The 26,113-nt window shown below is 40.3% G+C and carries 26 protein-coding genes; all 26 read right to left on the reverse strand.

The genetic code is table 11. The features are described from left to right. Positions 1 to 100: 100 nt before the first annotated feature. The 26 genes from NSQ41_RS10680 to truB all read right to left on the reverse strand — a co-directional run bounded on the left by NSQ41_RS10680 (position 101) and on the right by truB (position 26,056). A complete protein-coding gene (locus NSQ41_RS10680) occupies positions 101 to 1,354 on the reverse strand; it encodes a competence/damage-inducible protein A (RefSeq protein WP_339211616.1) in 1,254 nt (417 codons plus the stop codon). Positions 1,355 to 1,378: 24 nt separating this feature from the next. Then, a complete protein-coding gene (gene pgsA / locus NSQ41_RS10685) occupies positions 1,379 to 1,957 on the reverse strand; it encodes a CDP-diacylglycerol--glycerol-3-phosphate 3-phosphatidyltransferase (protein ID WP_327862729.1) in 579 nt (192 codons plus the stop codon). A gap of 54 nt (positions 1,958 to 2,011) precedes the next feature. Continuing rightward, on the reverse strand, positions 2,012 to 2,899 hold the full coding sequence (locus tag NSQ41_RS10690; protein ID WP_339209899.1) for a RodZ domain-containing protein: 888 nt from the start codon (positions 2,897 to 2,899) through the stop codon (positions 2,012 to 2,014). A gap of 15 nt (positions 2,900 to 2,914) precedes the next feature. Then, complete coding sequence (locus NSQ41_RS10695; RefSeq protein WP_066246441.1) at positions 2,915 to 3,709, reverse strand: YmfK family protein; 795 nt, start codon at positions 3,707 to 3,709, stop codon at positions 2,915 to 2,917. Between the two features lie 146 nt (positions 3,710 to 3,855). After that, positions 3,856 to 4,113 (reverse strand): DUF3243 domain-containing protein, encoded by a 258-nt coding sequence (locus NSQ41_RS10700; protein WP_339209900.1) that lies wholly within the window; start codon positions 4,111 to 4,113, stop codon positions 3,856 to 3,858. Between the two features lie 72 nt (positions 4,114 to 4,185). After that, positions 4,186 to 4,896 (reverse strand): SDR family oxidoreductase, encoded by a 711-nt coding sequence (locus tag NSQ41_RS10705; protein WP_339209901.1) that lies wholly within the window; start codon positions 4,894 to 4,896, stop codon positions 4,186 to 4,188. A gap of 18 nt (positions 4,897 to 4,914) precedes the next feature. Continuing rightward, complete coding sequence (locus tag NSQ41_RS10710; RefSeq protein ID WP_339209902.1) at positions 4,915 to 6,204, reverse strand: pitrilysin family protein; 1,290 nt, start codon at positions 6,202 to 6,204, stop codon at positions 4,915 to 4,917. Beyond that, positions 6,201 to 7,478 carry a pitrilysin family protein gene (locus NSQ41_RS10715; protein WP_063386723.1) on the reverse strand — a complete coding sequence of 426 codons (1,278 nt, stop codon included), beginning with the start codon at positions 7,476 to 7,478 and terminating at the stop codon, positions 6,201 to 6,203. The genes NSQ41_RS10710 and NSQ41_RS10715 overlap by 4 nt, the downstream gene beginning before the upstream one ends. 438 nt (positions 7,479 to 7,916) lie before the next feature. After that, positions 7,917 to 8,099, reverse strand: a complete 183-nt coding sequence (locus tag NSQ41_RS10720; protein WP_063386722.1) for a YfhD family protein — start codon at positions 8,097 to 8,099, stop codon at positions 7,917 to 7,919. A gap of 103 nt (positions 8,100 to 8,202) precedes the next feature. Beyond that, positions 8,203 to 8,331: a YfhE family protein gene (locus tag NSQ41_RS10725; RefSeq protein ID WP_311066216.1), complete on the reverse strand. Its 129-nt coding sequence runs from the start codon at positions 8,329 to 8,331 to the stop codon at positions 8,203 to 8,205. An 83-nt stretch (positions 8,332 to 8,414) separates the two neighbouring features. Next, positions 8,415 to 10,727: a DNA translocase FtsK gene (locus tag NSQ41_RS10730; protein WP_339209903.1), complete on the reverse strand. Its 2,313-nt coding sequence runs from the start codon at positions 10,725 to 10,727 to the stop codon at positions 8,415 to 8,417. A gap of 135 nt (positions 10,728 to 10,862) precedes the next feature. After that, entirely contained in the window at positions 10,863 to 11,081 is a 219-nt protein-coding gene (locus NSQ41_RS10735; protein ID WP_063386720.1) for a YlzJ-like family protein, read from the reverse strand. After that, positions 11,078 to 11,812: a ClpP family protease gene (locus tag NSQ41_RS10740; RefSeq protein WP_339209904.1), complete on the reverse strand. Its 735-nt coding sequence runs from the start codon at positions 11,810 to 11,812 to the stop codon at positions 11,078 to 11,080. The genes NSQ41_RS10735 and NSQ41_RS10740 overlap by 4 nt, the downstream gene beginning before the upstream one ends. A gap of 120 nt (positions 11,813 to 11,932) precedes the next feature. After that, on the reverse strand, positions 11,933 to 13,588 hold the full coding sequence (locus NSQ41_RS10745; protein WP_063386718.1) for a ribonuclease J: 1,656 nt from the start codon (positions 13,586 to 13,588) through the stop codon (positions 11,933 to 11,935). Positions 13,589 to 13,775: 187 nt separating this feature from the next. Continuing rightward, a complete protein-coding gene (gene dapA, locus NSQ41_RS10750; RefSeq protein WP_117016776.1) occupies positions 13,776 to 14,651 on the reverse strand; it encodes a 4-hydroxy-tetrahydrodipicolinate synthase in 876 nt (291 codons plus the stop codon). A gap of 22 nt (positions 14,652 to 14,673) precedes the next feature. Beyond that, entirely contained in the window at positions 14,674 to 15,888 is a 1,215-nt protein-coding gene (dapG, locus tag NSQ41_RS10755; RefSeq protein WP_339196507.1) for an aspartate kinase, read from the reverse strand. Positions 15,889 to 15,954: 66 nt separating this feature from the next. After that, the gene (gene asd / locus NSQ41_RS10760; protein ID WP_063386716.1) at positions 15,955 to 16,998 is read right to left on the reverse strand and encodes an aspartate-semialdehyde dehydrogenase; all 1,044 of its coding nucleotides are present in this window, start codon (positions 16,996 to 16,998) and stop codon (positions 15,955 to 15,957) included. Between the two features lie 127 nt (positions 16,999 to 17,125). Continuing rightward, positions 17,126 to 17,716: a dipicolinate synthase subunit B gene (locus NSQ41_RS10765; protein ID WP_063386715.1), complete on the reverse strand. Its 591-nt coding sequence runs from the start codon at positions 17,714 to 17,716 to the stop codon at positions 17,126 to 17,128. After that, positions 17,700 to 18,614, reverse strand: coding sequence for a dipicolinic acid synthetase subunit A (gene dpaA, locus NSQ41_RS10770; protein ID WP_066246456.1), 915 nt, complete (start codon positions 18,612 to 18,614; stop codon positions 17,700 to 17,702). The genes NSQ41_RS10765 and dpaA overlap by 17 nt, the downstream gene beginning before the upstream one ends. A gap of 157 nt (positions 18,615 to 18,771) precedes the next feature. Beyond that, positions 18,772 to 19,032: a YlmC/YmxH family sporulation protein gene (locus tag NSQ41_RS10775; protein ID WP_063386713.1), complete on the reverse strand. Its 261-nt coding sequence runs from the start codon at positions 19,030 to 19,032 to the stop codon at positions 18,772 to 18,774. A gap of 129 nt (positions 19,033 to 19,161) precedes the next feature. Continuing rightward, a complete protein-coding gene (locus tag NSQ41_RS10780; RefSeq protein ID WP_066246458.1) occupies positions 19,162 to 20,418 on the reverse strand; it encodes a pitrilysin family protein in 1,257 nt (418 codons plus the stop codon). 23 nt (positions 20,419 to 20,441) lie between these two features. Continuing rightward, complete coding sequence (locus NSQ41_RS10785; RefSeq protein ID WP_066246460.1) at positions 20,442 to 21,398, reverse strand: polysaccharide deacetylase family protein; 957 nt, start codon at positions 21,396 to 21,398, stop codon at positions 20,442 to 20,444. Positions 21,399 to 21,500: 102 nt separating this feature from the next. Next, positions 21,501 to 23,612 carry a polyribonucleotide nucleotidyltransferase gene (gene pnp, locus NSQ41_RS10790; RefSeq protein WP_063386710.1) on the reverse strand — a complete coding sequence of 704 codons (2,112 nt, stop codon included), beginning with the start codon at positions 23,610 to 23,612 and terminating at the stop codon, positions 21,501 to 21,503. Positions 23,613 to 23,774: 162 nt separating this feature from the next. Continuing rightward, a complete protein-coding gene (gene rpsO, locus NSQ41_RS10795; protein ID WP_063386709.1) occupies positions 23,775 to 24,044 on the reverse strand; it encodes a 30S ribosomal protein S15 in 270 nt (89 codons plus the stop codon). Between the two features lie 128 nt (positions 24,045 to 24,172). Beyond that, positions 24,173 to 25,153: a bifunctional riboflavin kinase/FAD synthetase gene (gene ribF, locus NSQ41_RS10800; RefSeq protein ID WP_339196516.1), complete on the reverse strand. Its 981-nt coding sequence runs from the start codon at positions 25,151 to 25,153 to the stop codon at positions 24,173 to 24,175. Between the two features lie 21 nt (positions 25,154 to 25,174). Beyond that, positions 25,175 to 26,056 carry a tRNA pseudouridine(55) synthase TruB gene (gene truB / locus NSQ41_RS10805; protein WP_339200013.1) on the reverse strand — a complete coding sequence of 294 codons (882 nt, stop codon included), beginning with the start codon at positions 26,054 to 26,056 and terminating at the stop codon, positions 25,175 to 25,177. Between the last annotated feature and the right edge of the window lie 57 nt (positions 26,057 to 26,113).

The raw sequence follows: 26,113 nt of genomic DNA on the forward strand, positions 1-26,113 counted from the left end.
TAAATATACCGTGTTTTTTCCTGTTTGCCAAGAAAAAAGGGAACATTTATTCGTTTTTTAATTTTCATTATATAAAAATTAAAAAACCGGATGAAGACGCTCATAACCGGTTTTCCATTTCCTTTATTACATTCATTACATAGTAGCAGCCATAATTTGCCGTTCTGTGCCTGATCCCTTCCCGAGTACCGGAAAGATGAAGCTCAAAGACTGCTGTCGGCCGATCGTCGAATTGAATGCCGATATAGACAGTTCCAACTTCTTTTCCTTCAGAAGGATCAGGTCCTGCCACTCCCGTAAAGCTGATGCCGATATTGCTGCCGGTCAATTTTTTTATATTTTCCGCCATTTCTTTCGCACATTCAGAGCTAACGGCTCCTTTTGTTTTCAACGTTTCTTCCGACACGCCAAGAACATGCTGCTTCACTTCGTTTGTATAGCAGACAATTCCTCCAAGCACAATATTCGAAGCGCCCGGAAAATGGGTCAGCTGTTCGGAAAAAAGACCGCCCGTCAAACTTTCTGCAGCCGAAATAGTATATTGCTTTTCTTTTAAAAGCTTCATAAGCTGCTCTTGGATCGAAGTTTCACCGTGTCCATAAAAATATCGGCCGACACGGCTTAAAATCTTTTTTTCTGTTTCGTCAATCAGCTTCAGCGCAGTCGACTCATCTTCATGTTTTGCTGTCAGGCGCAATGTTACTTCGCCGTCTTTTGCCAGCGGCGCGATGGTCGGATTTGTTTGCTGATCAATCAGATCCTCTATATCTGTTTCAAGCTGAGATTCACCGATGCCAAAGAAACGAAGCACACGCGAGATGATTTTTTCTTTTAACCCGTAATGATATTGCAAAAACGGCACACCGTAGTTGATAAACATCGGCTTCATTTCTTTCGGAACACCCGGCATGAGCAAATATATAATTCCGTTCGCCTCTAACGCCATTCCTGGCGCCATTCCGTAATGATTTGGTAAAACAGTAGAACCTTCCAAAACTAATGCTTGTTTCCGATTGTTTTCCGACATTGTCCGTTTCGTCCGTTTAAAAAAATCCTCAATGTTTTTCATCGCCGCCTCGTCGATCACGAGGCGTTTATTCAAAATACGTGCAATCGTTTCTTTCGTCAAATCATCTTTTGTCGGGCCGAGCCCGCCGGTAAAAATGATGCAATTCGACCGTTTTTTTGCCGTTTTGATCGCATGCTCTAGCCTCTCAGCATTGTCTCCAACGACCGTATGATAAAAAACATTAACACCTATTTCAGCAAGCTTTTTTGATATAAATTGGGCGTTTGTGTTGGCGATCTGTCCAAGCAACAGTTCTGAACCGACAGCAATAATTTCAGCATTCACATTCATACAATATCCTCCACATGGTTATTTCGAATTGACAAACGCGTGTTTGTTTTTCATGAAATAGTCCCATCCAGATAAAATGGTAAAAAAGAGCGCAACCCACAAAGCAATGTCTGCAAATGGAAACGAAATCCATTCAAAAGGTATATTATGTAAAAGCAAAGCGGAAATAGCCACGATCTGCGTCCATGTTTTTATTTTGCCGAGCATGTTAGCTGCTACGACTTCTCCTTCACCAGCCAGAACTAAACGCAATCCGGTTACGGCAAATTCACGGCTGATGATCAGAATGACAATCCAAGACGGAGCAGCACCTATTTCCACCAATATGATAAGAGCTGAAGAAACGAGCAATTTATCGGCAAGAGGATCTAAAAACTTTCCTAAATTTGTCACAAGTCCAAGCTTGCGTGCATAATATCCATCAATCCAATCGGTCGTCGAAGCTAAAATAAAAATGAGGGCACCAACGACATGATTGACAGGAATAACTACTTCACCGACCGACCAATTTCCCCAGTTAAAATCGCCCAGCATCACAATCATAAATATTGGAATTAGCATAATTCTTGATACAGTGATTCGATTAGGCAAATTCATTTTGTACCTCCACTAGCATAAAGTAAGAAAGAATAAGCCATCTCGTACGATGACTTATTCATTCTTGTTATTTAAAATGATAATATCCTGCCGAACCATTTTATTCGGATCCGTTTCATAAGAAACGGCTTCTCCATTCACTTGAATGGTCGTAAATCGAGCATCGCCTATAACGATTTTTGCTTCTTCTTCCGCTGTTACATCAACCGTTTTCTGCTCATTTTGTCGCATCATTCCTGCAAAAAACGATTTTCCTTTTCCGTTCTTCACTTCTATCCACGAATTCCCATTGGTTGAAATATCGATCACCAATTTGTCCGCATTGGACAATTCATATACGGTTTCTTTCCCTCTTACTTCTTTTACCGTCAATGTTTGCTTCGTTTCATTTTCGGCGTTCTCATCTTTTTTCTCCTCTTGTTCTGTTTCTTCAACCGAACGGTCTTTTTCATCGACAATATTATTTTGCTCTTTTTTCTCAGGCTCCACGCCAGAGGTTTCTATTTTGACGGATTTTGTATCGTCCTCCGTCTGAACGCCTTCATCTGTGCTTCCACGCTGGGAAAGCACCCAAACGATAATCGCCACCAAAATAATAACAGCGATGACGGCAAGCTTCGGTAACAGCTCTAAAAATTTGGAAGCCGGCTTTGGAAGCTCTTTATGCGTTTGAACGCGGGACAATTTCTCAGGTATCTCATCATATGTACTTGGTATTTCATTTTTATACTGTTCAAATAAAACATCCGGATCAAGGTCAACCGCTTCCGCGTATTGTTTAATAAACGCACGCACATAAAAATTCCCCGGCATGATCGAGTAGTTTCCTTCCTCAATGCCGATTAAATAGCGCTTTTGAATTTTAGTTATTTCCTGCAAGTCATCGAGTGAAATGTTTTTTTCCAGCCTAGCTTGTCTCAGATGGTTACCTAACTCGCTCAAAACGCACCCACCTTTCTAAAAATCAAATCCATTATAAATTGAGTGGCCAAACGGCTGATGATTATTTTCTACAACGTCATACGTAATTTCTTCATCAGGGTGATGTCTTAGTTCAATAATGTAGTCGAAATCATCCAAAGTATATTCGGAGCTCTGAACGAAAATATCTGGATGCTCCACGACTTTCGTTGCCGGAAGCTGCATCACTTCCCGAACTAATTGCAAATGCTGTTCAGAGCCTCTTTTCATCGTGACGATTCCATCTAAAATAAACACGTTATCTGTCCGGTATTCATCAGCAATCAGCCTTTCCCGGACAGTTTGCTTCAGCATGGTTGAAGAGAGAAAAAGCCATCTTTTATTCGCACAGACGCTCGCCGCTACGATCGATTCTGTTTTTCCGACACGCGGCATTCCGCGTATGCCGATTAATTTATGACCGTCTTGTTTAAAGAGCTCGGCCATAAAATCAACGAGAATACCAAGCTCATCGCGAACAAAACGGAACGTCTTTTTATCATCTGCATCCCGTTGAATATAAAAGCCATGACGGACAGCAAGACGATCTCTCAGCTTAGGCTGCCGCAATTTTGTCACTGTTATGTTGTCCATCGTATTCAGAATAGATTCAAGCCTTTTAATTTGTTCAATCGTTTCGCAGCGCAGAAGCATCCCGCGGCGCATATCATCAACGCCGTTAATCGTAACGATATTAATGTTCAGCATACCGAGCAAAGACGAAACATCTCCCAGCAGCCCCGGCCGGTTTTTTTGAATTTTATATTCTAAATACCATTCAGTTTTTTCCACCTTCAAAGACCCCCAAATAACACACCTATAAATTTATAATAAATCATTTTAGATAAAGAAGAAAGGATAATTGCAAGGAAAAAATAAAGGGCATCTTGGTCATTTCACCAAGTGCCCTAACTTGACAGTAATAAATGAAAAACATCCTAATGGACGCTGTCATTTTGAACAAGTTTCACCATCATGTTGGCGATTGCATGTTGCTCCTCTTTTGAAGCGACACTCCACAGATCGTGAAGAATTTTTTCTTCAGGGTTTTTCGGCTCCACTTGCTTTGCTAAATAATCACCGATTTCATACGCTAAATTGGAAATAACCTCTTGGGACAATCCGCCTCTTTCTGCTTGCTGAAGGCGATCCGCCAAAAAATCTTTCCATTGATTCCAATTTTCCAATACTGACATATGTTCCCCTCCTTTATCGTTTAATCAATTTTTATTTTCCCTTGATCATGCAGTTTTTATACGGAGAGGGAATCAGCAGTACCATCCTCCATTGACAGAAATGACCTGACCTGTAATGTAGGAAGCTTGCTCGCTAATAAGGAATAAAACAACATTCGCCACTTCTTCAGGCTTTCCATTTCTTTCAAGGGGGATGCTGTTTTTAATATCTTCCAATTCTTCAGGAGAGAATCGATCATTCATACTTGTATCGATCATGCCTGGCGCAACGGCGTTGACGCGAATATTGGAAGGCGCTAATTCCTTCGCTAGTGCTTTCACAAAGGAAATTTGCCCCCCTTTTGCCATGGAATACAAAGCTTCACAGCTCGCTCCTGTCTGCCCCCATATAGAGGAGATAAAAAGAATGCTTCCTTTTTGTTTTCTTATCATTCCACTGACTACTTTTTGAGTAATAAAAAAGGGTGACGTGAGATGAAGCTGTATAATTTTTTGATAATCTTCCATCAAAACGTCTTGAATCAGTCCGTAGTGGGAAATACCGTTAGCAAAAATAAGAGCATCTATAGAAGATGGAATGTTTTCAAGTAATTGTTCCGTCCCGCTTTCCGATGACAAATCCGCATAAACTGGAATAATCTGATCATATAACTTCATTGCTTCTTTTAACGGTTCAATGTTTCGAAAGTATTGAGCATAAATTTGATATCCTTCCTGAGCCAATTTTTCTACAACCGCTTTTCCGATTCCTCCGCTGGCTCCAGTTACTAACGCTGTTTTCAAGATTTCCCCTCCGCAATATTATGATTTCGGCAAAACTTGGAAAACTGTTAAATAATCTTCATCAATCGCTTCTTTTAAAACTGCTTCAATCGTGTCCATGTTTACATTTTCTAAAGCTTGCACAACATCGAACAGATTCATTTCGTTAAATTGATACCGGGTAAATTGATTGGCGATAAATTCAGGAGAATTAAAAGCCCTTAAAAAAGAGCCGATTTTTTTCTTTTTGGCGGCTTCCAGCTGCTCATCGGTAAATAACGATTGCTTGCTTTTCATAAGAGCTTCTTTTATATATTCACTCAGCTCATCCGGCCGGTCGGTATCGCCGCCGACCATAGCAAAACCGAAGCTGTACTCCTCTGTATAATCGAAGCTGAACGTATCATCAATGAGCCCTTTTTCATACAATTCCAAATAAAGCTTTGAGCTTTTGCCAAAAAGCATTTCTAAAATTAAATTCATGGAAAGCTCATGCGTAAGCAGCTCTTCCCCTTTTCGGAAAGGATGTTTTGCCTTTAAGCCGACTAAGCATTTCGACGACTTGACATTCATATAAATTTTTTCACTCGTTTTAAACACTTCATCTCTTTCCTGTACTTGTTCACGAACAATATTGGTTGGCTTTTTAAAATCTTTTTTTGCCTGATTCTCTTCCACTTGCTTGATAATTTTTTCCGGTTGAACAGGCCCGATCACAAACAGGAGCATGTTGCTGGGATGGTAAAACGTTTCGTAGCATTCATAAAGCTGCTCTTTTGTAATTTGATTTATCGAATCAATTGTGCCGGCAATGTCAATCCGTACTGGATGGCTTTCATACATGTTTTGGATGAGTCCAAAATAAAGCCGCCAATCAGGATTGTCTTGGTACATGTTGATTTCTTGACCTATAATGCCTTTTTCTTTTTCAACGGATTGGTCAGTAAAATAAGGACTTTGGACAAAATCTACTAACGTTTCTAAATTTTTTTCAACATTTGCCGTGCTGGAAAAAAGATATGCCGTTCTCGTGAAGGATGTAAATGCATTGGCCGATGCCCCTTGTTCACTAAACTGTTGAAATACGTCCCCATCCTTTTTTTCAAAAAGCTTATGTTCCAAAAAGTGAGCAATGCCGTCCGGGACGTGAACGATTTCCTCTTTTCCAATTGGAACGAATTTATTGTCAATAGAACCGTATTTAGTGGTGAATGTCGCATACGTTTTATGAATCCCTTGTTTTGGAAGGACATAAACATCTAATCCATTTTCCATTTTCTTATAATAATACGTTTCTTTCAGTTGATCGAATGTAATTTCTTTTATCATAAAGATCCGCCCCCTTTCAAAAAATAAACCGTATCCAGTTGAATTTTTTCAGCAAGCTGGACGATTTCGTCTTTTTGGACCTTTTCTACCCCTTCGATCCATTCTTCAATAGTTCGGTTTGTTTTCGCAACAACATTGTGGTACAGCACTTCCGTCATTCCGTAAGGGGTATCGATTGTTTCCAGCAACTGATTTTTGATCACCGCTTTCGTTTGTTCCAATTCTTTATCTGTAAAATCTCCTTTTTTCATCGCTTCCATTTGTTCATGAATAATCGTGAGAGCGCGTTCGTAGTTCTTCATTTCAATTCCTGACATCACCATTAACAAGCCTTTATGGCTTTCCACTCTCGAGGAAGCATAATAAGCAAGACTGTTCTTTTCGCGAACGTTTAGAAACAGCTTCGAATGCGGAAATCCCCCAAAAATGCCGTTAAACACTTGCAATGCGTAATAATCATGATCACTATATGTTGTGTGCGTGCGGTATCCGATGTTCAATTTCCCTTGGGTAATGTCTTGTTCTTCGATAACTTCGTTAACCTTCTCAATTTTTTTTTCAACACTTTCAGCCCTAGCTTGTTGATTGGATTTTGTTAAACGGAAATATTTCCTGACAATATCAGCCACTTGTTCGTTTTCAATATCCCCGATCACAAATAAATCGACTTCATCATGCTGCAGCATGTTTGTATAATAATCTGTCAGCTGTTGAGGAGAAATTTGATCGATATGCTCTTTCTCTCCGTTGACATGCAGACGGTACGGCTCAGTTTTGCACATTTCTTGGATTAAACGTAAATTCGCATAACGCATTTTATCGTCATAAACCGCTTGAATGCGCTGTTTTAATGTCCGCTTTTCTTGTTCGATAATGCTTTGATTGAACACCCCTTCTTGCAGAGGAGGCGAAAGAAGTACTTCGGACAACAATTCGATCCCTTTTTCCAATAAAGGTGTCTTATCTTTTAAAAATTTTTCATTCGGGATTTCCATCCGGAACGTAATGATATGGTTTTCTCCCTTTTTGGCTAAATCGACTTGCAGTGTTGCACCGTACAAATCATCCAAATATTTCCTTAATTCAGTTGTGGATGGGTAGGATGCTGTACCTCTTTGCAAAACATGGGGAAGCAAAGCTCGAATGGTTACATCCTTTTCCGATAGCGGCGCCTTTAACCTTAAAATAAGTGAATTTGTTTTAAAAGCATTTGATGAAACGGTATGCAGCTGAATCCCGTTTATTTCGCTTACTTGCTCTTGTAAAAAACCCATTCTATCCCTCCTAAGCCTGAAAGCTTTCTATATGATATTGTTTCCAATCATGAAAAAACACGTTATTAGTAATTATATCAATCATAGGATATTGAAGGAAATCATAACAAAATGAAATACTATTTAAAGTTTACATAATTAAATTACTGTTAATTATTCAACAAAAAGCAGGGATGCCTCTAGCCAGATCAGCTGACTTATGACATCCTTCTTATGTATAAAATATGGGTATACTATACGATAACATGCAGGAATTAAAAAGTCTTTAGCAGATTCTCGGAGAAAACACACTATTGATCGTTGCCCAATACTTTTTTGTGTGTTTCAGTTTATTGTTCAATTTTAAGTAAAAAAATACCATATACTGAAAAAGACAACAGATAATGAATTCTGTTGTCTTTCATCATTATTTTTCAGGCACAGCTTTTAAAACAACCTTTATGTTCTTTTCTGTTGCCTTTTGTCCGCTGCAGCAGAGCGAGCCAATGCTTGAAGATCGTCCTTGTCGGCAAGCTCTCTTGAAAATTCAATACTTTTGCCGTCTGACTTCAAATTTTTTGGCACTTGCGGCAGCTTAGCTTTGTTTTTATCACGCGCTTTTTGCTTATGTGCTCTTCCCATTTTGCGCACCTCCGCAAAGAGGGTGTAGACAGTTGCTTTCACAACATGTCCTATCCATTAGGGTGACAAGTTCGGAGCATTTTATAATTGGCATTTTTATGCTTTAATGGCTTTCATGTTTTTCTGAAAAGCCTCCCGCTCTGTCAGCCATTTTAAACGCTCTCGAATAAGTGACTTCTTGGGCGCTGCTCAAACTGCTTTTTGCTTTTTTACGTTTCGCATCTTTTGCCATCCATCGATCTCTCACTTTCTAGTAAATGTAGTTTTAGTATGCCCGTTATTAAAATTTTTTTTGCATGAAAAACACGAAAATTTTTATGACAAACGTTCCTCCAGCTCTTCTTTAGAAATCAACACTTGGCGCGGCTTGCTTCCCTCATAAGGTCCGACTACTCCTCTCTCTTCCATGGCGTCAATTAATCTCGCAGCTCTTGAGTAGCCGATTCTAAATCTTCTTTGCAGCATGGATACACTTGCACTTTGCATGTCCACAACTAGTTGAACCGCTTCATTATATAATTCATCATCAACATCTCCATGATCCTCGGAATCTTCGTTTGGAATCATTTCTTCTTGATATTGCGCCTTTTGTTGTGAAATGACGTAATTCACGACTTTTTCCACTTCTTCATCTGATAAAAACGCTCCTTGAACACGAATCGGCTTTGATGATCCGACTGGCAAAAACAGCATATCTCCTCTTCCGAGCAGTTTCTCAGCTCCCCCCATATCCAAAATAGTGCGTGAATCGGTTTGGGAGGACACACTAAAGGCAATTCTCGATGGAATATTGGCTTTTATGACTCCTGTAATTACATCAACAGACGGACGTTGAGTCGCAATAATTAAATGAATGCCAGCAGCACGGGCCATTTGCGACAAGCGTGTAATCGAATCTTCTACATCAGAAGAAGCCACCATCATTAAATCAGCAAGCTCATCCACGATGACGACAATAAAAGGAAGCTCAGGCTGCTTCTCTTTTGACAGCGAATTTTGCCTTCTGATCATTTCATTATATCCTTCAATATTGCGCGTTCCAGTATGTGAAAACAGCTCGTATCTTCTTTCCATTTCATTTACTACTTTTTGCAATGCGAGCGACGCTTTTTTCGGATTTGTCACAACAGGAGCCAATAGATGCGGAATCCCATTGTAAACACTTAATTCGACCATTTTTGGATCGATCATCATCATTTTCACTTCATGAGGCTTCGCCCTCATCAAAATGCTTGTAATAATCCCGTTAATGCAGACGCTTTTTCCGCTGCCTGTTGCACCTGCGACAAGCAGATGCGGCATTTTGTTCAGTTCAGCCAGCACCGCTTCTCCAGTTATATCACGTCCTAAGCCGATCAGCAGCTTGGAATCAGGGCGATCGTTCATTTTGGATTCCAGCACCTCGCGCAATGACACCATCGCAATTTCTGAATTCGGCACCTCAATTCCAATTGCAGACTTTCCCGGAATCGGCGCTTCAATCCGAATATCTTTTGCTGCTAAAGCCAGCGCCAGGTCATCGCTTAAACTGACAATTTTGCTTACCTTCACCCCGACATCCGGGTACACTTCATATTTTGTTACAGCAGGCCCTAAATGTACTTGGGTAACCTTTGCCTTCACTCCAAAGCTTTGGAAAGTGCGCTCTAGTTTTCTCGCATTATCGTAAATATTCCGCTTATCGGCATGCTGACCGCTGTATTTTGGAAGAGACAGCAAATCAATCGGAGGCAATTTATAATCTTTGTTTTCTATCTCCTGAAAGGCGATCGGCTCATCCTTTTCTTCAAACGTAATTTGTTCCTGCTTTAAATTATTTTCGGGCTCTTTTTTATCATTTGTCATGATTTCCGGATGGTCTGTAAAACTGGAAATAATCGGTTCAGATGTATTTTCTTCTAAATGTTCATCTTCTTGTTCTTGATCGTCTTCAGCCTGAACCTTATTGGAGCGATGCTTCTTTTGCTTTTTCTTTTGTTTTTTTACTAAGGAAAATAAGTTCTTCATATCATCCACAAAGGCAAAAAATTGTTTTTTGAAAATCCGGCCGATGGACTCAACAATTTTGGAGAGGCTGTTTCCGAGTGATTTTCCGGAAATTAAGATGCAACCAATTATGATCAAGACAATGGAAATAATTCGAGTGCCCCCTGAAGAAAATAAATAGTATGATGCAGCAAAAAAAACGGCGCCGATCATTCCTCCTCCAAGATCTTGAGCGCTTGCCTCCCCGTTTAATTCCTTTAAATACATCTCCCAAGTATTCAATATAACGCTTGGAGAAGCAAAAACTCCTCCCTTTGACAAATTTTCAAACAGCTTCATATGGCTGAGAATTAAAATTGAGCCAACTATAAGATAGATCCCGAGCCATCTTCTCGTTAAAAAATGAGGGAATGTCTTTTTCCAAAATATATATATGGAAAACCATAATAATCCTAGCAAAAAGATAATAAACCATTCTCCAGCGAAGAACCGAAAAAAGGCGACAAGCGCTTTGCCAGCAAATCCAAATTCGCTTAAAGCGATTATCGACAATGATAATAGCAGAAGCCCCGCTATTTCAAATTTTAGTTTATTTTGCCAATCCGTTTTTCTCTTTTTTCGTTTCCTTTTCACTTTTGCCACTTTAATCCCACCTATGTATTATGTAAAACAAGAACGCAGCCACTATTTGGCTGCGAACGACTGTTTGTGTCCATATTATATCATACAAACTTGAATTTAGGTATGCTAGCAACGATGTTGTCTTTAAAAGGAATGTTAGCTTCGAAAAAAAGGTACTTTTTGACCGGGGAAAACAGATTCCAATAAATAATGGTTTGGATTGGTTGAAAGCACTCTGACGATTTGGCATTGATTATCTCCCGTTTCTTCTATTAATAATGAAATGCCGTTCATCTCAATAATGTGCCTTTTTTGAAAAGCTTCTTGATCTGATGGAAAAATGAGCTCTTCAGGAACAGTCGTGTATAAAATCATTGAAGGATGTCCCCTCCTTTTCCATTCTTTCTTTCCAAAATAAGTTCGTTCAATTTTTTCATCGCGCTTCCTACACCGCCTATTTCATCGATCAAGCCGTACTTAACCGCATCTTGACCGATAACATTTGTTCCAATATCCCTTGTTAAATTTCCTTTTGAAAACATCAGCTCTTTAAATTTATCTTCTGTAATATTGGAATGCTTCGTTACAAAACTAATAACCCGCTCCTGCATTTTATCAAGATATTCAAACGTTTGCGGAACACCAATGACCAAACCGGTTAACCTTATCGGGTGAATCGTCATCGTAGCCGTTTCCGCAATAAATGAATAATCGCATGACACAGCGATGGGCACACCGATAGAATGTCCGCCGCCAAGAACGATGGATACAGTCGGTTTCGTAAGCGAAGCAAGCATTTCAGCGATCGCAAGTCCTGCTTCAACATCGCCGCCGACAGTATTTAAAATGACGAGCAGTCCTTCTATTTTCATATTTTGTTCAATCGCCACAATTTGCGGAATGATATGTTCATATTTCGTTGTTTTATTTTGAGCAGGGAGCTGTATATGTCCTTCAATTTGACCGATAATGGTCAAACAATGAATGTTTGTTTCCTGATCCATTTGCGGAATGTTTGTTTGTCCTAACTGCTGAATTTTGTCAACTACATTTTCGCTTGCCTTTTCCACTGGTTGAACAGTCGGTTGATCAGCATTTCCGTTCATCCCAATCATCCTTTCTTCTTACCGTTATGATGTTAGTATGAACGGAATCCATTTTTTCATGCGGCCAGGAAACCGTTTTAAAAATGTGAAAAAAGCAGGCTTCGTCGGCCTGCTTTTTGTCTAAACCTCCATAATAATTGGCAAAATCATCGGGCGGCGCTTCGTTTGCTCATATAAAAATTGATTCAAGACGTCGCGAATGTTTTGTTTCATTGTTGACCAATCCATTGAAACATCTTCCATACAAGACGACAGTGTGTCATGCACCATTTTCGTAGCTTTGGAAATTAAACTTTCAGACTCACGAACATACACAAACCCTCTTGATATAATTTCAGGACCAGCGACAATTTTTTTCATCTCTTTGTTTAACGTAACAACAACAATTAAAATGCCGTCCTGAGATAACAAACGCCGGTCTCTTAGCACGATATTTCCAACATCTCCTACACCAAGCCCGTCAATGAGTACATTTCCAGAAGGTACTTTTGTAACCGTTTTGGCAGATTTAGGGGTGAATTCAACCACATCTCCTTGATCGAGCAAAAAAATGTTTTCTTCGCGTATTCCGATCGATTGCGCAATTTTAGCATGCGCTATTTGCATTTTAAATTCACCATGAACGGGAATAAAGTATTTTGGTTTCATTAAATGTAGCATAAGCTTCAGCTCTTCTTGGCAGCCATGACCAGAAAAAAACGCTTTTTTATCAATCGAAACAACATTGGCTCCTGCTCGAAACAGCAAATCAATCGTTTTCGAATAAATAAGTTCTTGTCCGGGTGTTGGGGTCTGAGCAATTAAAACCGTATCATCGGAAGTTATATGATGTTGCTTGTGAATGCCTTTGGCCATTTTTGAAATTTCCGCAAGCGGATCGAATGAATCGCTTGCACATAGTAGAACAGAGTTTTGTTTTTCAAGCTTTTTTAAATGCGACACCGGAATAAACAAATCATCGTCAGCCTTTAAATACCGTAATTGTCTTGCAAGCTCAATAATTTTGGCAAACGATTTCCCTATAATTGCTATTTTTCTTCCAGTCTCAACTGCGGCATTGAAAATTTGCTGAATTCGGTAAATATTCGTCTCTGCTACAGATACAACAACTCTTCCAGGCGAATTATACATAACATCGTTGATCATTTCTCCGGCAAGAGCTTCGGAACCAGAAAAGCCGGGTCTTTCTGCATTGATACTGTCGGAAAGCAAACAAAGAACTCCGCTATTACCGATTTCCGCCATTTTACCAAAATCAAGAAAATGACTTCCGATCGAGGATTGCTCTAATTTAAAATCGCCTGTATGCACGATCGCTCCCATTGACGTATGGAAACAAACTCCCATAGAATCAGGAATATTTGAGAATGTGCGAAAAAAAGAAACCGTCACTTGAGGAAAATGTACAGGCTTTCGCATATTCACTTCGCGAAAATCAGCGGTAACAGAATATTGCTTCATTCTTTCTTTTGTCAAGGCAATTGTCCATTTCGTTCCGTAAACTGGCGCATTGATATGTTTTAAAATGTAGAAAATCGCACCGATCCGATCCAATCTGCCATTTGTTAAGAAGATGGCCCGAACCCTATCTTTACGTTCAAGCAAATATGTAATATCCGGTATCACCACATCAATTCCGAGCATCTCGTTTTCAGGATATTTCAAGCCGGCATCCACAATAAAAATATCCGAGTCGATTTCGACGATGTACAGGTTTTTTCCGACTTCCCCAACCCCTCCTAAAGCAATAAGTTGAATTTTTTCAGCTTTTTTCATAAGTGTTAGTGATCCTCCCTAAATATCCCCGTCCAAAGCACTTAGCAATATTATACCTGATGAAAGAAATGGAATACAAGTTAATTTATATCAGGCACACTTATCCGAAAAATTAAGCCGCTAGACACAGCTGTTTTGAATGGGGCAGAGTGGAATTTTTAAAATAAAAAAAGGCTAATCACGATGATCAGCCTAATTCATGGATCACAGCGGCTAATGATGTTCGCTCATCTGTTGTTAACGGAACTAACGGCAAGCGCACCGGACCAACATCCAGACCTTTTATTTGCAGCGCTGCTTTCACTGGAACAGGGTTTGGCGCCTTAAACAGTTCTTTCATTAATGGGAGAAGTCTTCGATGAAGGCTTCCGGCTTTTTTCACATCACCTGACAAAAAGGCTTGAATCATTTCTTGCATTTCATCTCCTACAACATGGGAGGCTACAGATATGACGCCATCACCGCCTATTGATAATGTCGGCAGCGTTAAGCTGTCGTCCCCAGTGTATAAAGCAAAATCATCTGGCGTTTTCTCGATAATTTTGGCCATATTATCAAGATCTCCGCTAGCTTCTTTAATCGCAACGATATTGTCAATTTCCGATAGACGAATAACCGTTTCAGGCGCGATCGAGGACGATGTTCTGCCAGGCACATTGTAAAGCATCACAGGAAGATGCGTGCTTTCTGCTATCGCTTTAAAGTGCTGATAAATCCCTTCCTGATTCGGTTTGTTGTAGTATGGAGTGACAAGCATAATCGCATCGACGCCGGTTTGTTCCGCCTTTTTTGTCAGTTCTATGGAAGCTCTTGTATTGTTTGTACCTGTCCCTGCAATCACTGGAACTCTTTTATTGACAACAGAAACGACATGTTTAAATAAAGCGAGCTTTTCTTCCGTTGTTAAAGTTGGAGATTCACCCGTTGTTCCAGCCACAACAATTGAATCTGTTCCATGATGGATTAAATATTCTACTAATTTTTCTGTTTTTTGGAAATCAATATTCCCGTTATTGTCAAACGGGGTAACCATTGCAGTTGAAATTCTTCCAAACATACCCACTTGTTCCTCACACCTTTATCGATTATTTTCCAAGATCAAACGCTTTATGAAGTGCATTAACTGCTTGAATCATTTCACTTTCCTTCACAAGCACCCAAATTGTTGTATGGCTGTCTGCCGATTGCAAAATTTGTATCCCTTCCTCCGATAAAGCAGCAACGATTTTGGAAGCGACTCCAGGGACTCCTTGAATGCCTGCTCCTACAATTGAGACTTTTGCACAATGCCGCGTGATCATCGGATCATATCCGATCTCTTTCAAAATTCCAACAGCAAGATCCGTTACATCCCCATGAACAGTATATATGACACTCTTAGGGGTAATATTAAAGAAGTCGACGCTAATTCCGCTTGTAGCCATCGCTTTAAAAATTTCTTGATGAAAACGGAAATTCCCTTCTTTTGCATCTACTTTAATTTGCGTGACATCGGAAACATGAGCTATTCCAGTAATTAAACGTTCTTTTATGTCCGCACCTAGTTTATCCTGATGGTGAGAAGTGATGATCGTTCCTTTCGATTTAGAATAAGTGGAACGAATGCGAATCGGGATTTTGGCTTGCATAGCGATTTCAACCGCACGCGGATGAATCACCTTTGCTCCTTGATAGGCCAAATTGCAAATTTCCGTATACGTCACAAATGAAAGGGGCTTTGCATCCTTAACAATACGAGGATCCGCTGTCATAACTCCTTCCACATCTGTAAAAATGTCTACATATTCTGCTTTTAAAGCTGCTCCAAGTGCTGTTGCTGAAGTGTCACTGCCGCCGCGCCCAATTGTCGTCACATCTCCATTTGCTTGTGCTCCTTGAAAGCCTGCGACAACAACGACATCATTTGTTTCTAGAAGCCCGAGCAGGCGATCACATTTCAATTCTAATATTTTAGCATTTGTATGTTCACTTGTCGTCAAAAAACCTGCCTGCGCTCCGCTTAAAGCTGCCGCTTTTATTCCTTTCCCTTTTAGCATGCTAGTAAATACGACAGAAGAGATGATTTCTCCGCAGGACAGCAACATATCCTGTTCACGTTTGGAAATGGTGTCGATCCCGCCTTCCACAAGGCTGATCAGCGTATCTGTTGCGTACGGATCTCCTTTTCTCCCCATCGCTGATACGACGACGACCACTTTTTTTTTCTCAGACAAGGCTTCCTTTATATGTTCGTACGCATGTCTTCTGCCTTGTTCATCACGGACAGACGTTCCTCCAAACTTTTGAACAACAATGCTCATGATGTTCACCTCTATAAAATAACTAAACAGAAGAGAGCTGATGGCTTCAACTCTCTTCTTTTCACCTTATACTAGTTTCAGTTTAATTAAACTTTCGGCAATTTGTACAGAGTTTAATGCTGCCCCTTTTAATAAATTGTCGGATACAACCCAAAGGTGGAAGCCGTTTGGCCGATCTAAGTCTTTGCGAATTCGGCCTACAAATGTATCGTATTTGCCTTCTGCAAAAGCAGGCATTGGATAAATTTGATTTGCCGGATCATCTTCAAGCGTAACGCCAGGCGCATCTCTTAATACATTGCGAATATCATTTACAGTAACATCGTCCCTGTCGATTTCAATGTAGACTGATTCTGAATGCCCGATGACGACCGGCAAGCGGACGCAGGTCGCTGCAACTTCCAGATCCTTCATATGCATAATTTTTTTTGTTTCATTGATCATTTTCATTTCTTCAAATGTAAATCCATTTTCCTGGAACTTATCAATTTGCGGAATTGCATTAAACGCAATTTGATAATGTTTTTCGTCACTTTTAACAGGTAAAATTTCAGGTACAAACGGCTTTCCTTCTAAAATCGCTTTAGACTGTTCTTTCAATTCCTGAATCGCTTGTGCCCCCGCACCTGATACTGCTTGATAAGTGGAAACAATGACTTTTTTCAGCCCGAACGCTTTACGGATCGGCTGCAATGCAACAACCATTTGGATCGTCGAACAATTCGGGTTGGCAATAATACCGTTATGCCATTTTATATCCTCTTCGTTCACTTCCGGTACTACGAGAGGAACGTTTTCATCCATTCTAAATGCGCTCGTATTGTCGATCACGACCGCGCCTCTTTTAGCTGCTTCCGGTGCAAGCTGCTTCGACACGCTTCCTCCAGCGCTGAAAAGAGCGATATCAACCCCTTCAAAGCTCTCCGGTTCCGCTTTTTGTACTGTGATTGGTTTTCCTTTAAATGTAGCTGTCTTTCCTGCAGATCGTTCGGATGATAAGAGCGTTAAAGTTTCCACAGGAAAATTTCTTTTTTCCAATGTTTCGATCATTCGTGTTCCTACTGCTCCAGTTGCTCCGACAACTGCTACATGAAAACCTTTTTGAGCCATTTTCTATCTATCTCCTTCCAAAATGCATCAGAGTCGAATAATCATGTATTCGTATTACGTTTAATTGTATCACAGTAGCCAAAAAAAGTGATGAGCGATTTTTCATGAAAGCGTTTTATTTGTTTGATTATTTTTTATGTTCAATAATAACCGGCTGAAGCTGTCTATGTTCAAGCGCATGTTCAACTGTTTCCACTAACCGATCCATATTCGCCACCATTGAATTCGGTTTTTGGTGGGGTGCATCTTGGCCGAACGGAACAAAGAAAATATTTTTTGCCGCCATTAGCTTCATTAAATTTACGCCATTTAACCCGAGAGCATCGTTTGTAGAAATGGCTAGTACAACGGGGCGATGGTTTCTCATAGTCGCTTTTGCAGCCATCAATACAGGAGAGTCCGTCAAGGCATTCGCCAGTTTGCTCATCGAATTGCCGGTCATCGGCGCAATGACCATGCAATCAAGAGGAATTTTCGGACCTAAAGGCTCGGCATCCACGATCGAATCAATTACTTGATTTCCAGTCGCTTCTTCAATTCTTTTGACCCATTCTTCTCCTTCCCCGAATCTAGTTGTTGTCGTCTTTACGGTCGAGGTGACAATTGGCAAAACGTTTGCTCCTTTTTCAACGAGCTTTTGAATTTGCGGAAATACCGCATCATAAGTACAATGAGAGCCTGTTAAACCAAATCCGATCCGTTTACCTTTCACTTCCATTATCCATACTCCTTTCAAGCTGATGCTGTTCAGTTAAAAGGATTGTCAACGCATTCGCCAAAATTTGGCCCGCTGTCCTCGGTGCGACAATTCCTGGAAGACCAGGTGCTAAAATGGCTTTCATACCTCTTTTTTCAGCATAGTGGAAATCGGTTCCTCCCGGCTTTGATGCTAAATCGATAATAAGAGCGTGGACAGGCATAGCTGCCAAAACATTAGAAGACAACACCAACGCTGGAACTGTATTTATGCAAATATCGATCGACGACAATTCGTCCTTCAGTTCACTCAAATGAAACGGCTTCATTCCCATTTCCGTGATCCTGGCCAAATCTTTCTGTTTGCGAGCGCCTACCTTCACATTAGCTCCTAATGCTGCAAAAGTGCGGGCAACACTCATTCCTGTCCGTCCAAATCCGATAACGGCAATGTTGGAACCATGAATGGTAAAATCAGTATGTTGAATAACGAGCATTATGGTCCCTTCTACTGTCGGAATGGAATTATATATCGCTACATCATCACGGTCCAGTATCGGTACAAGCTTTCGTTTTTCTTTTTCCATTAACTCTTCTAAATATTTTGTGCGTATCCCAGAATAAAAGATGCAATGCTCAGGAGTGGAGGCCACCATTTCTCTTGTCAGTACGATTTCTTCAGCGGAAAAAACTGCTTCGACCTGTCCTTCGCTTCCGGTTCCTGAAACAGGCAATATTACTGCGTCCATTCCTTCCAGACTAATATTATGGCTGTTTATTTTTACTGATCCTGTATACCCATGTTCAAGCTGATCAAATCCGATTAAAAATAGATTGGCATCGTGCTCTGATAGCCTTCGGATCACCTCTAGCTGCCGGGCGTCACCGCCAATTACAGCAACGTTTAAGCCAGTTAACATCCTTTTTTTCACCTTCTTTATGGCAATTCAGTTCAGTTTCGAAAACCATAATTAGCTCCCTGTTTTAAGCATATTATGTAGGCGGCAGCCGATAGGTGAATCGCATCGAAAAATTGCCAAAAAAATAAAGCCGGCTTCTTTAGCCGGCGGATCTTCATTAGTCATCAATTTTATTTAAGGAATTTTCCGGTACGTCAATAATGATCATATCTTGACCAATTTTTTTGATATGCTCCCACGGTACTCGAATATCATGTCCTTGTTTCCTTAAACCGAACCACTTTAAAGAAGGAATAATAAGCGCCGTGATTTGTCCAGTTTCCGCATTGATTTCAAAGTCTGTTTGACCGAGCACGCCTAGACGTTCCGCTCGTTTTACATCGACGATTTCTTTTCCGCTTAACTCGGATAAACGCATAGTATTGGCTCCCCTCTTTCATTATAAATATACGAACATATTCACAGGCAGAGATTGATTCGAAACTGATGAACATAGCTTTCCATACATGTATACGTTTTTGGCAAATAAAAAATGCCCGCCAATCCATCATAGCAGGCATTTTAATTCTGGAATTGCAGAAGAAAGATTCTCTTCTGGACTAATTAAAGATACAGCATATTCATCTGTAAAAATATGTTGAATAAGTTCATTGACGCTCATGATATCAACACGGTTAACCGTTTCGATAATTTCATCCAAAGATCGATGTTTGCCTAAGAGCAGCTCATTTTTGCCGTTTCTGCTCATTCTTGCATTTGTACTTTCAAGACTAAGCATTAAATTCCCTTTAATTTGTTCTTTTGAATGCATTAATTCTTTTTCAGTAATACCGCTTTTTTTCAATTTTTCAATTGTTTGAAAAATCGTTTCAAATAAAATATTCAGCTGGTTTCTTCCAGTCCCACCGTAAATTGTGAGCACTCCGCTGTCTTCATATGAAGTGTGGTAAGAGAAAATAGAATAAGCAAGCCCTTTTTCTTCCCTCACCTCTTGGAATAAGCGGCTTGACATGCTCCCGCCCAAAATATTGTTTAACACAATTAAGCTGTAAATGTCGTCATGACCGACTCTCAACCCTTTAAACCCAATGCAGAGATGCGCTTGCTCCGTCTCTTTTTTCTTGGCGATTTTTTGGTCCAAAAAAACCGGTTCCTTATATTTTTCTTTTTTATGAGACGACTTAAAATTGCCGAACCATTTCTCAACCTCTTGAATAAAGCTTTCTTGAACGTTTCCAGCTACTGAAATGACGATATTGTCAGGAGTATAGTATTTTTCCATATAGCTTTTCAACGCATCGCCGGTAAAACTAGATAAAGTTTTTTCTGTGCCTAAAATCGGATAGCCAAGTGGATGATCGCCAAACGCAGCCTGGCTTAACAAATCGTGCACAATATCGTCTGGAGTATCTTCATACATTTTGATCTCTTCTAAAACAACATTTCGTTCTTTGTTTAATTCTTCTTCTTCAAATACTGAGTTAAAAAACATATCAGCCAGCACTTCAAGTGCATAATTTGCATGCTCATCGAGCACTTTTGCATAATAGCAGGTGTATTCTTTTGAGGTGAAGGCATTCACCTGACCGCCAATTTTGTCAAAAGCTTCTGCAATTTCTCTAGCTGTTCTTTTTTCTGTTCCTTTAAAAAACATATGCTCTAAAAAATGAGAAATGCCGTTTGTTTCTTTCGTCTCGTTTCTAGAACCTGTGCCAATCCAAACTCCGATAGCAACGGAGCGAACAGTCGGAATGGATTCTAAAATGATTCTAACACCATTTTGGCATGTATATTTCTTGATCAAATTGTAACCCCCTGTTCTTCCAATCAGTCAAGACGTTTTTCATCCAGCAGACTAGAAAGTGAACCGATGGAAAGATTTTTTTCTTTAATCTTTTTAATTAATGAATCTAGACTCTCTGCGGTCGATGACGTCGGATGCATTAAGATCATGGCGCCGTTATGAATTTTTGACATCACTCGATTGATTAACGTTTCAGGCCGCGGCTTTTGCCAATCAATCGTGTCAACAGACCACATGATCGTTTCCATGTTCATATCTGCCGCTATATCTACGACCTCCTTGCGAAAGCTGCCGCTTGGAGGCGCAAACCATTTCACGTTTTTTCCTGTCGTCGCTTTGATGATTTTGTTCGTCTCTTCCATCTCTTGTCTAATTCTTGCAGACGGCAGGCGGGCCATATCTGGATGCGAGTATGAATGATTTCCAATTTCATGGCCGCTTTCTACAATCATTTTAGCCAGTTCAGGATTTTCTTTTACCCATCTTCCTTCTAAAAAAAACGTCGCTTTGACATGGTGCTTTTTTAGCACGGCCAACATTTTAGGAAGATACTCATTTCCCCATGCAACATTTATTAAAAAGGATACCATTGGCTTATCCGGATGTCCACGGTAGATCGCTTCGTTCGGCAAATCGCTTAAATGAACAGAAGGCGGAATTTGCTTGAATACAAGAAGCTTCGGATCAAAAGAACCCTTTTTCTTCATTCTCTTATACGATGCGTCAATGTCGACTGATCGCCCATTATAACCGGGCGTTTTTTTCCAAACTCTATGTATTTCAGCATTTTCCGGAGGAATTTCATACTCTTTTGCTTTGGCAACGATTTCTTGATACAACGAATCTCCGCCAGATACAGCCAATTCATGCTTTGCTTTTAATTGCTGAAGAAAGATCAATGTATAACGATTATCCAATATGACATAAGAAAAAAGTATGATCAATATAAAAATGGCTATTTTCCCTTTTTTTCGCTTCATCGCAACATCCCCTTTTTCACTTATAAAACTATGAAAAAAGGGGACAAGATAGAACTGCCAACCGCAAAAATGGAAAAGAAGCCGGGTTTTCCCTGGCTCCGGTCAAGACTTTTGCTGCTCTTTTTGGTCCCTTAAAACGGCCTTTCTTGATAAATTGACACGACCTTGTTTATCGATTTCCATCACTTTGACTAAAATTTCATCACCGACTGACACAACATCCTCCACTTTTCCTACCCGCTCTTCTGCAAGCTCAGAAATGTGGACAAGACCATCTTTTCCGTTAAACAGTTCCACGAATGCGCCGAATTTCTCGATCCGTTTAACTTTTCCTAAATACATTTGTCCGACTTCAATTTCTCTTACAATATCTTCAATAATTTTCTTCGCTTTTTTATTCATTCCTTCGTCTACGGAAGAAATGTAGATTGTGCCATCTTGTTCAATATCGATTTTTACTCCTGTTTCTTCAATGATTTTGTTAATTTGTTTTCCGCTAGGTCCAATCACGTCACGAATTTTATCCGGATTGATGACCATGGTTAAAATTTTTGGAGCATATGGCGATAATTGTTTTCTCGGTTCAGAGATTGTCGCCAGCATTGATTTCAAAATTTCAAGGCGGCCTTTGCGAGCTTGTTTTAACGCTTCTTCTAAAATTTCACGGGACAAGCCTTTAATTTTAATGTCCATTTGCAGCGCGGTGACGCCTTTTTCTGTACCAGCGACTTTAAAGTCCATATCACCAAGCGCATCTTCCATGCCTTGAATATCTGTTAAAACCGTATAGTTGTCACCAGATTTTACAAGTCCCATTGCAATTCCAGCAACAGGCGACTTAATCGGCACGCCGGCATCCATCATCGCTAAGGTGCTTGCACAAATGCTCGCTTGTGAAGTTGAACCATTTGATTCAAGCACTTCTGAAACGAGACGAATTGTGTACGGAAAATCGCGCTCGGAAGGTATGACTGGCTCAAGCGCTCTTTCTCCCAACGCTCCATGACCAATTTCCCGTCTGCCAGGCCCCCTCATCGGACCGGTTTCCCCGACACTAAATGGCGGGAAGTTGTAGTGATGCATGAACCGCTTTGATTCTTCCACGCCGAGTCCGTCAAGTATTTGTACGTCTCCTAAAGCTCCGAGCGTACAAATAGACAGGGCTTGTGTTTGGCCGCGGGTGAAAAGACCTGAACCGTGCGTGCGCGGCAAAATTCCGACGGAAGACGATAATGGACGGATTTCGTCAATTTTTCGTCCGTCAGGTCTCACTTTTTCTTCTGTAATGAGACGGCGCACTTCCTCTTTCACGAGCTTGTGCAAAATTTCTTTTACTTGCTTAATCGTTTCTTCATCTGCTTCTTCTTCCTCAAAAATTGCGACAGTCTTCTCTTTCACTTCATTAATAGCATCTTCGCGGGCGTGTTTTTCAGGCACTTGGATGGCTTGCAATAAGTCGGCAAGAGCCATTTCACGAACTCTTTTTTCAAGCTCCTCATCGATTTTATATAATTCCACTTCCATTTTTTCTTTTCCGATTTTTTCTACAATCTCTTCTTGGAATGCAATCAAACGTTTGATTTCTTCATGGCCAAACATGATTGCTTCTAAAATCGTTTCTTCAGGCACTTCATTGGCTCCTGCTTCCACCATGTTGATGGCATCTTTCGTGCCGGCTACGATTAAATGGATATCGCTTTTCTCAAGCTGTTCGACAGTTGGATTAATGATAAACTGGTCATCAAGGCGGCCGACCGTGACACCGGCAATCGGACCTTCAAACGGAATGTCCGATATTGACAGCGCGAGCGAAGATCCAAACATAGCCGCCATTTCGGAAGAACAATCTTGGTCGACGCTCATCACCATGCTGACTACTTGAACCTCATTGCGAAACCCTTCTGGAAACAGCGGGCGAATCGGTCTATCGATTAAACGGCTCGCTAAAATAGCTTTTTCACTCGGTCTACCCTCTCGTTTAATAAACCCTCCCGGGATTTTACCGACAGCATAAAGCCTTTCTTCATAATTGACCGTTAGGGGAAAGAAATCTACTCCTTTTGCTTCCTTCGAAGCGGTTGCCGTACATAAAACGACCGTATCTCCATAGCGGACTAAAACGGCGCCGTTCGCTTGCTTCGCCAGCTGGCCGATTTCAACAGTCAGCTTCCGTCCGGACCAATCTATGGAAAAAACATGTTTCTCTTGATCCATACTTGTTTTGAACCCCTCTTTCATTGACAAAGTCTATCTTCGCACATAAATTGTACAAAAATGTTATTTTTAAACTTTTCAATCTATATCGTTTTTATGTAATCTGTCATAAACTTTTTTGAATACAGTAAAAAAGCGGGAAATCTCCCGCTTCCATACAACTTAACGACGCAAACCGAGTTTATTGATGAGTTGACGGTACCGTGCAACATCTTTATTGCGCAAATACGTCAACAAATTACGGCGTTTCCCAACCATTTTCAAAAGACCTCTGCGTGAATGGTGGTCTTTTTTGTGAACGCGCAAATGCTCATTTAAAATGTTGATTTTTTCAGTTAGGATAGCAATTTGCACTTCAGGAGAACCAGTATCTGATTCATGTGTTTTAAATTGCTCAATCACTTCATTTTTCCGTTCTTGCGTTAAAGCCATCCTTGTCCACCTCCTAAATATAATCCCCGGCTACCTAGCAAGCGTCGGTGACTCGCGTTGCCACGCAGCGGTTAAAAGTTACAAGAATAAGAATACTATTTTTCCCAAGAAAAAGCAAGGAGGTTCCATTAAAAATTTTTTTCAGCCGTGATTTTATCCGATTCTGTCAGCCGCTGAAAAAAATCTTTAGCTTCCTTGATGTCCCGTTTGATTTGGGCAATTAATTCTTCCACACCAGAAAACTTTTGTTCACTGCGTATTCGTTTGAACCATTTTACGGTCACATCTATATCATAAATTTCTTCATGAAAATCAAAAATATGAACTTCTATGCTCGGCTTGTCCGGTCTTTTTTCATGAAATGTCGGCTTATAACCGATATTGCATATGCCCGCATATTCCTTCCCATTCATGCTGATTTTGACCGCATATACCCCTGTCGGAGGAGTAATGTAGGATTCGCTTAGTTCAATATTTGCGGTTGGAAAGCCGATTGTCCGCCCTCGCTTTTCTCCATGGATTACCTTTCCGGATACTTGATGAGGCCGCCCTAGAAGAGAGCATGCATAAGAAACATCACCATTTTTAATAGCGTTTCGAACGAGGGAAGAGCTGATTTTTCTTTCACCGTCTGTCAGCTTTTCAACCGTCGTATGCGTAAAGGCTCCTCTTGAATAGAAAGGCAAAGTTTCCATTGTCCCTTTTCCAAACCGGCCGAATGTAAAATCAAAACCGGCCACAACGTGAATGGCATTTAATCCGATAATATATTGATCGACAAATTGTTGAGGCTGAAGCGAGCTAAAGCTTTCTGTAAATTCGACTAAATACAATCGATCAATTCCAAGATCTTCAATAAACTTCAGTTTCTCTTGTAAAGGAGTAATATATTCTATTTGTTGAATATTTTTTTTTAAGACGATGGATGGGTGCGGATCAAATGTCATCACCGCACATTCAACATTTAATTCTTCAGCCTTCTGTTTAGCTGTTTGAATGACTTTTTGATGCCCTTTATGGACTCCATCAAAAAATCCGAGCGCCATTACCGATTTCGGCACATTTTGTTTTGCCAAATGGTGTGGATGTGTTATTTTTATCATTTTCACCGAAAGTTCCCCTTTTCTTACCTATTCATTCGTTTTTAACACCTTGACGGGTTTAAGCACATTGTTTTTTTCTGAATGCTTTTTATATATGGCAATAATTTCTCGATTATTCCATATTGCTACAACATCATTTTGTCCAATATGCTGGAAATCCTCGTTCATTTCCAACATCGCTCCGTTTTTTACTTTCTTTGCTAATGTATCATTTATTTTAATTTTCGGCAATTGATTTAATGCTTCCTCTATGGTAAGAAAACCGTTTGGCAAATCTCCCGTTTTTAAACATTGCTCGACCGCTGAAAACGTGACGCAGTCATGTAAATGAAAACGGCCGGATCTTATTCGCACCAATTCAGACATGTGAGCAGGATACCCTAATTTTTCTCCAATCATGACCGCGAGAGTTCGAATATATGTCCCTTTTGAGCAAGAGACTTGAATGGAAAAGGAAGCCGTTTTGTCATGTTGTTTTATATCGCTTAAAAGGTGCATGGCATGAATGACAACCCTTCTTTTCGGCCTTTCGACTACTTTCCCTTCACGCGCGTATTCGTATAATTTTTTTCCATTTACTTTTACTGCAGAATACATTGGCGGAATTTGTTCAATTTCTCCGCGAAAGCTTTCCAGCACTCGTTCAATTTCCTCTTTTGATGGCGGGAGCTTTACTTCTTTTACAGCAATAATGCTTCCAGAAGCATCCTCTGTTTCAGTGGCAGCTCCTAATGTTACTTCAGCGATGTATTCCTTATTCTCAGCCATTAAATATGACGAAATTTTTGTTGCCTTGCCGATGCAAATAGGGAGCACGCCTGAGACATCCGGATCTAATGTACCAGTATGCCCCGCTTTTTTCGTTCGAAACAATTTGCGCACTTTTTGGACACAATCATTTGAAGTCATTCCTCTAGGTTTATGTAAGAGAAGAACGCCGTCCACAGTCACACCTTCCTTTTGCCA

The organism is Aeribacillus sp. FSL K6-8210 (assembly GCF_037963925.1).
GTDB lineage: Bacteria > Bacillota > Bacilli > Bacillales > Aeribacillaceae > Aeribacillus > Aeribacillus composti.

Excerpts from the sequence above, each read along its gene's own strand:
- pgsA (WP_327862729.1), bottom strand. The coding sequence starts at position 1,957 with ATGAATTTGCCTAATCGAATCACTGTATCAAGAATTATGCTAATTCCA.
- NSQ41_RS10700 (WP_339209900.1), bottom strand. The coding sequence starts at position 4,113 with ATGTCAGTATTGGAAAATTGGAATCAATGGAAAGATTTTTTGGCGGAT.
- NSQ41_RS10710 (WP_339209902.1), bottom strand. The coding sequence starts at position 6,204 with ATGATAAAAGAAATTACATTCGATCAACTGAAAGAAACGTATTATTAT.
- NSQ41_RS10715 (WP_063386723.1), bottom strand. The coding sequence starts at position 7,478 with ATGGGTTTTTTACAAGAGCAAGTAAGCGAAATAAACGGGATTCAGCTG.
- NSQ41_RS10720 (WP_063386722.1), bottom strand. The coding sequence starts at position 8,099 with ATGGGAAGAGCACATAAGCAAAAAGCGCGTGATAAAAACAAAGCTAAG.
- NSQ41_RS10725 (WP_311066216.1), bottom strand. The coding sequence starts at position 8,331 with ATGGCAAAAGATGCGAAACGTAAAAAAGCAAAAAGCAGTTTGAGCAGC.
- NSQ41_RS10735 (WP_063386720.1), bottom strand. The coding sequence starts at position 11,081 with ATGATTTTATACACGACTGTTCCTGAAGAGCTCATTTTTCCATCAGAT.
- NSQ41_RS10740 (WP_339209904.1), bottom strand. The coding sequence starts at position 11,812 with ATGAACGGAAATGCTGATCAACCGACTGTTCAACCAGTGGAAAAGGCA.
- NSQ41_RS10745 (WP_063386718.1), bottom strand. The coding sequence starts at position 13,588 with ATGAAAAAAGCTGAAAAAATTCAACTTATTGCTTTAGGAGGGGTTGGG.
- dapG (WP_339196507.1), bottom strand. The coding sequence starts at position 15,888 with ATGAGCATTGTTGTTCAAAAGTTTGGAGGAACGTCTGTCCGTGATGAA.
- asd (WP_063386716.1), bottom strand. The coding sequence starts at position 16,998 with ATGGCTCAAAAAGGTTTTCATGTAGCAGTTGTCGGAGCAACTGGAGCA.
- NSQ41_RS10765 (WP_063386715.1), bottom strand. The coding sequence starts at position 17,716 with ATGGAAGTGAAAGGTAAACGGATCGGATTTGGTTTAACAGGCTCTCAT.
- dpaA (WP_066246456.1), bottom strand. The coding sequence starts at position 18,614 with ATGTTAACTGGCTTAAACGTTGCTGTAATTGGCGGTGACGCCCGGCAG.
- NSQ41_RS10775 (WP_063386713.1), bottom strand. The coding sequence starts at position 19,032 with ATGCGTTTATCCGAGTTAAGCGGAAAAGAAATCGTCGATGTAAAACGA.
- NSQ41_RS10785 (WP_066246460.1), bottom strand. The coding sequence starts at position 21,398 with ATGAAGCGAAAAAAAGGGAAAATAGCCATTTTTATATTGATCATACTT.
- pnp (WP_063386710.1), bottom strand. The coding sequence starts at position 23,612 with ATGGATCAAGAGAAACATGTTTTTTCCATAGATTGGTCCGGACGGAAG.
- rpsO (WP_063386709.1), bottom strand. The coding sequence starts at position 24,044 with ATGGCTTTAACGCAAGAACGGAAAAATGAAGTGATTGAGCAATTTAAA.
- truB (WP_339200013.1), bottom strand. The coding sequence starts at position 26,056 with ATGACTTCAAATGATTGTGTCCAAAAAGTGCGCAAATTGTTTCGAACG.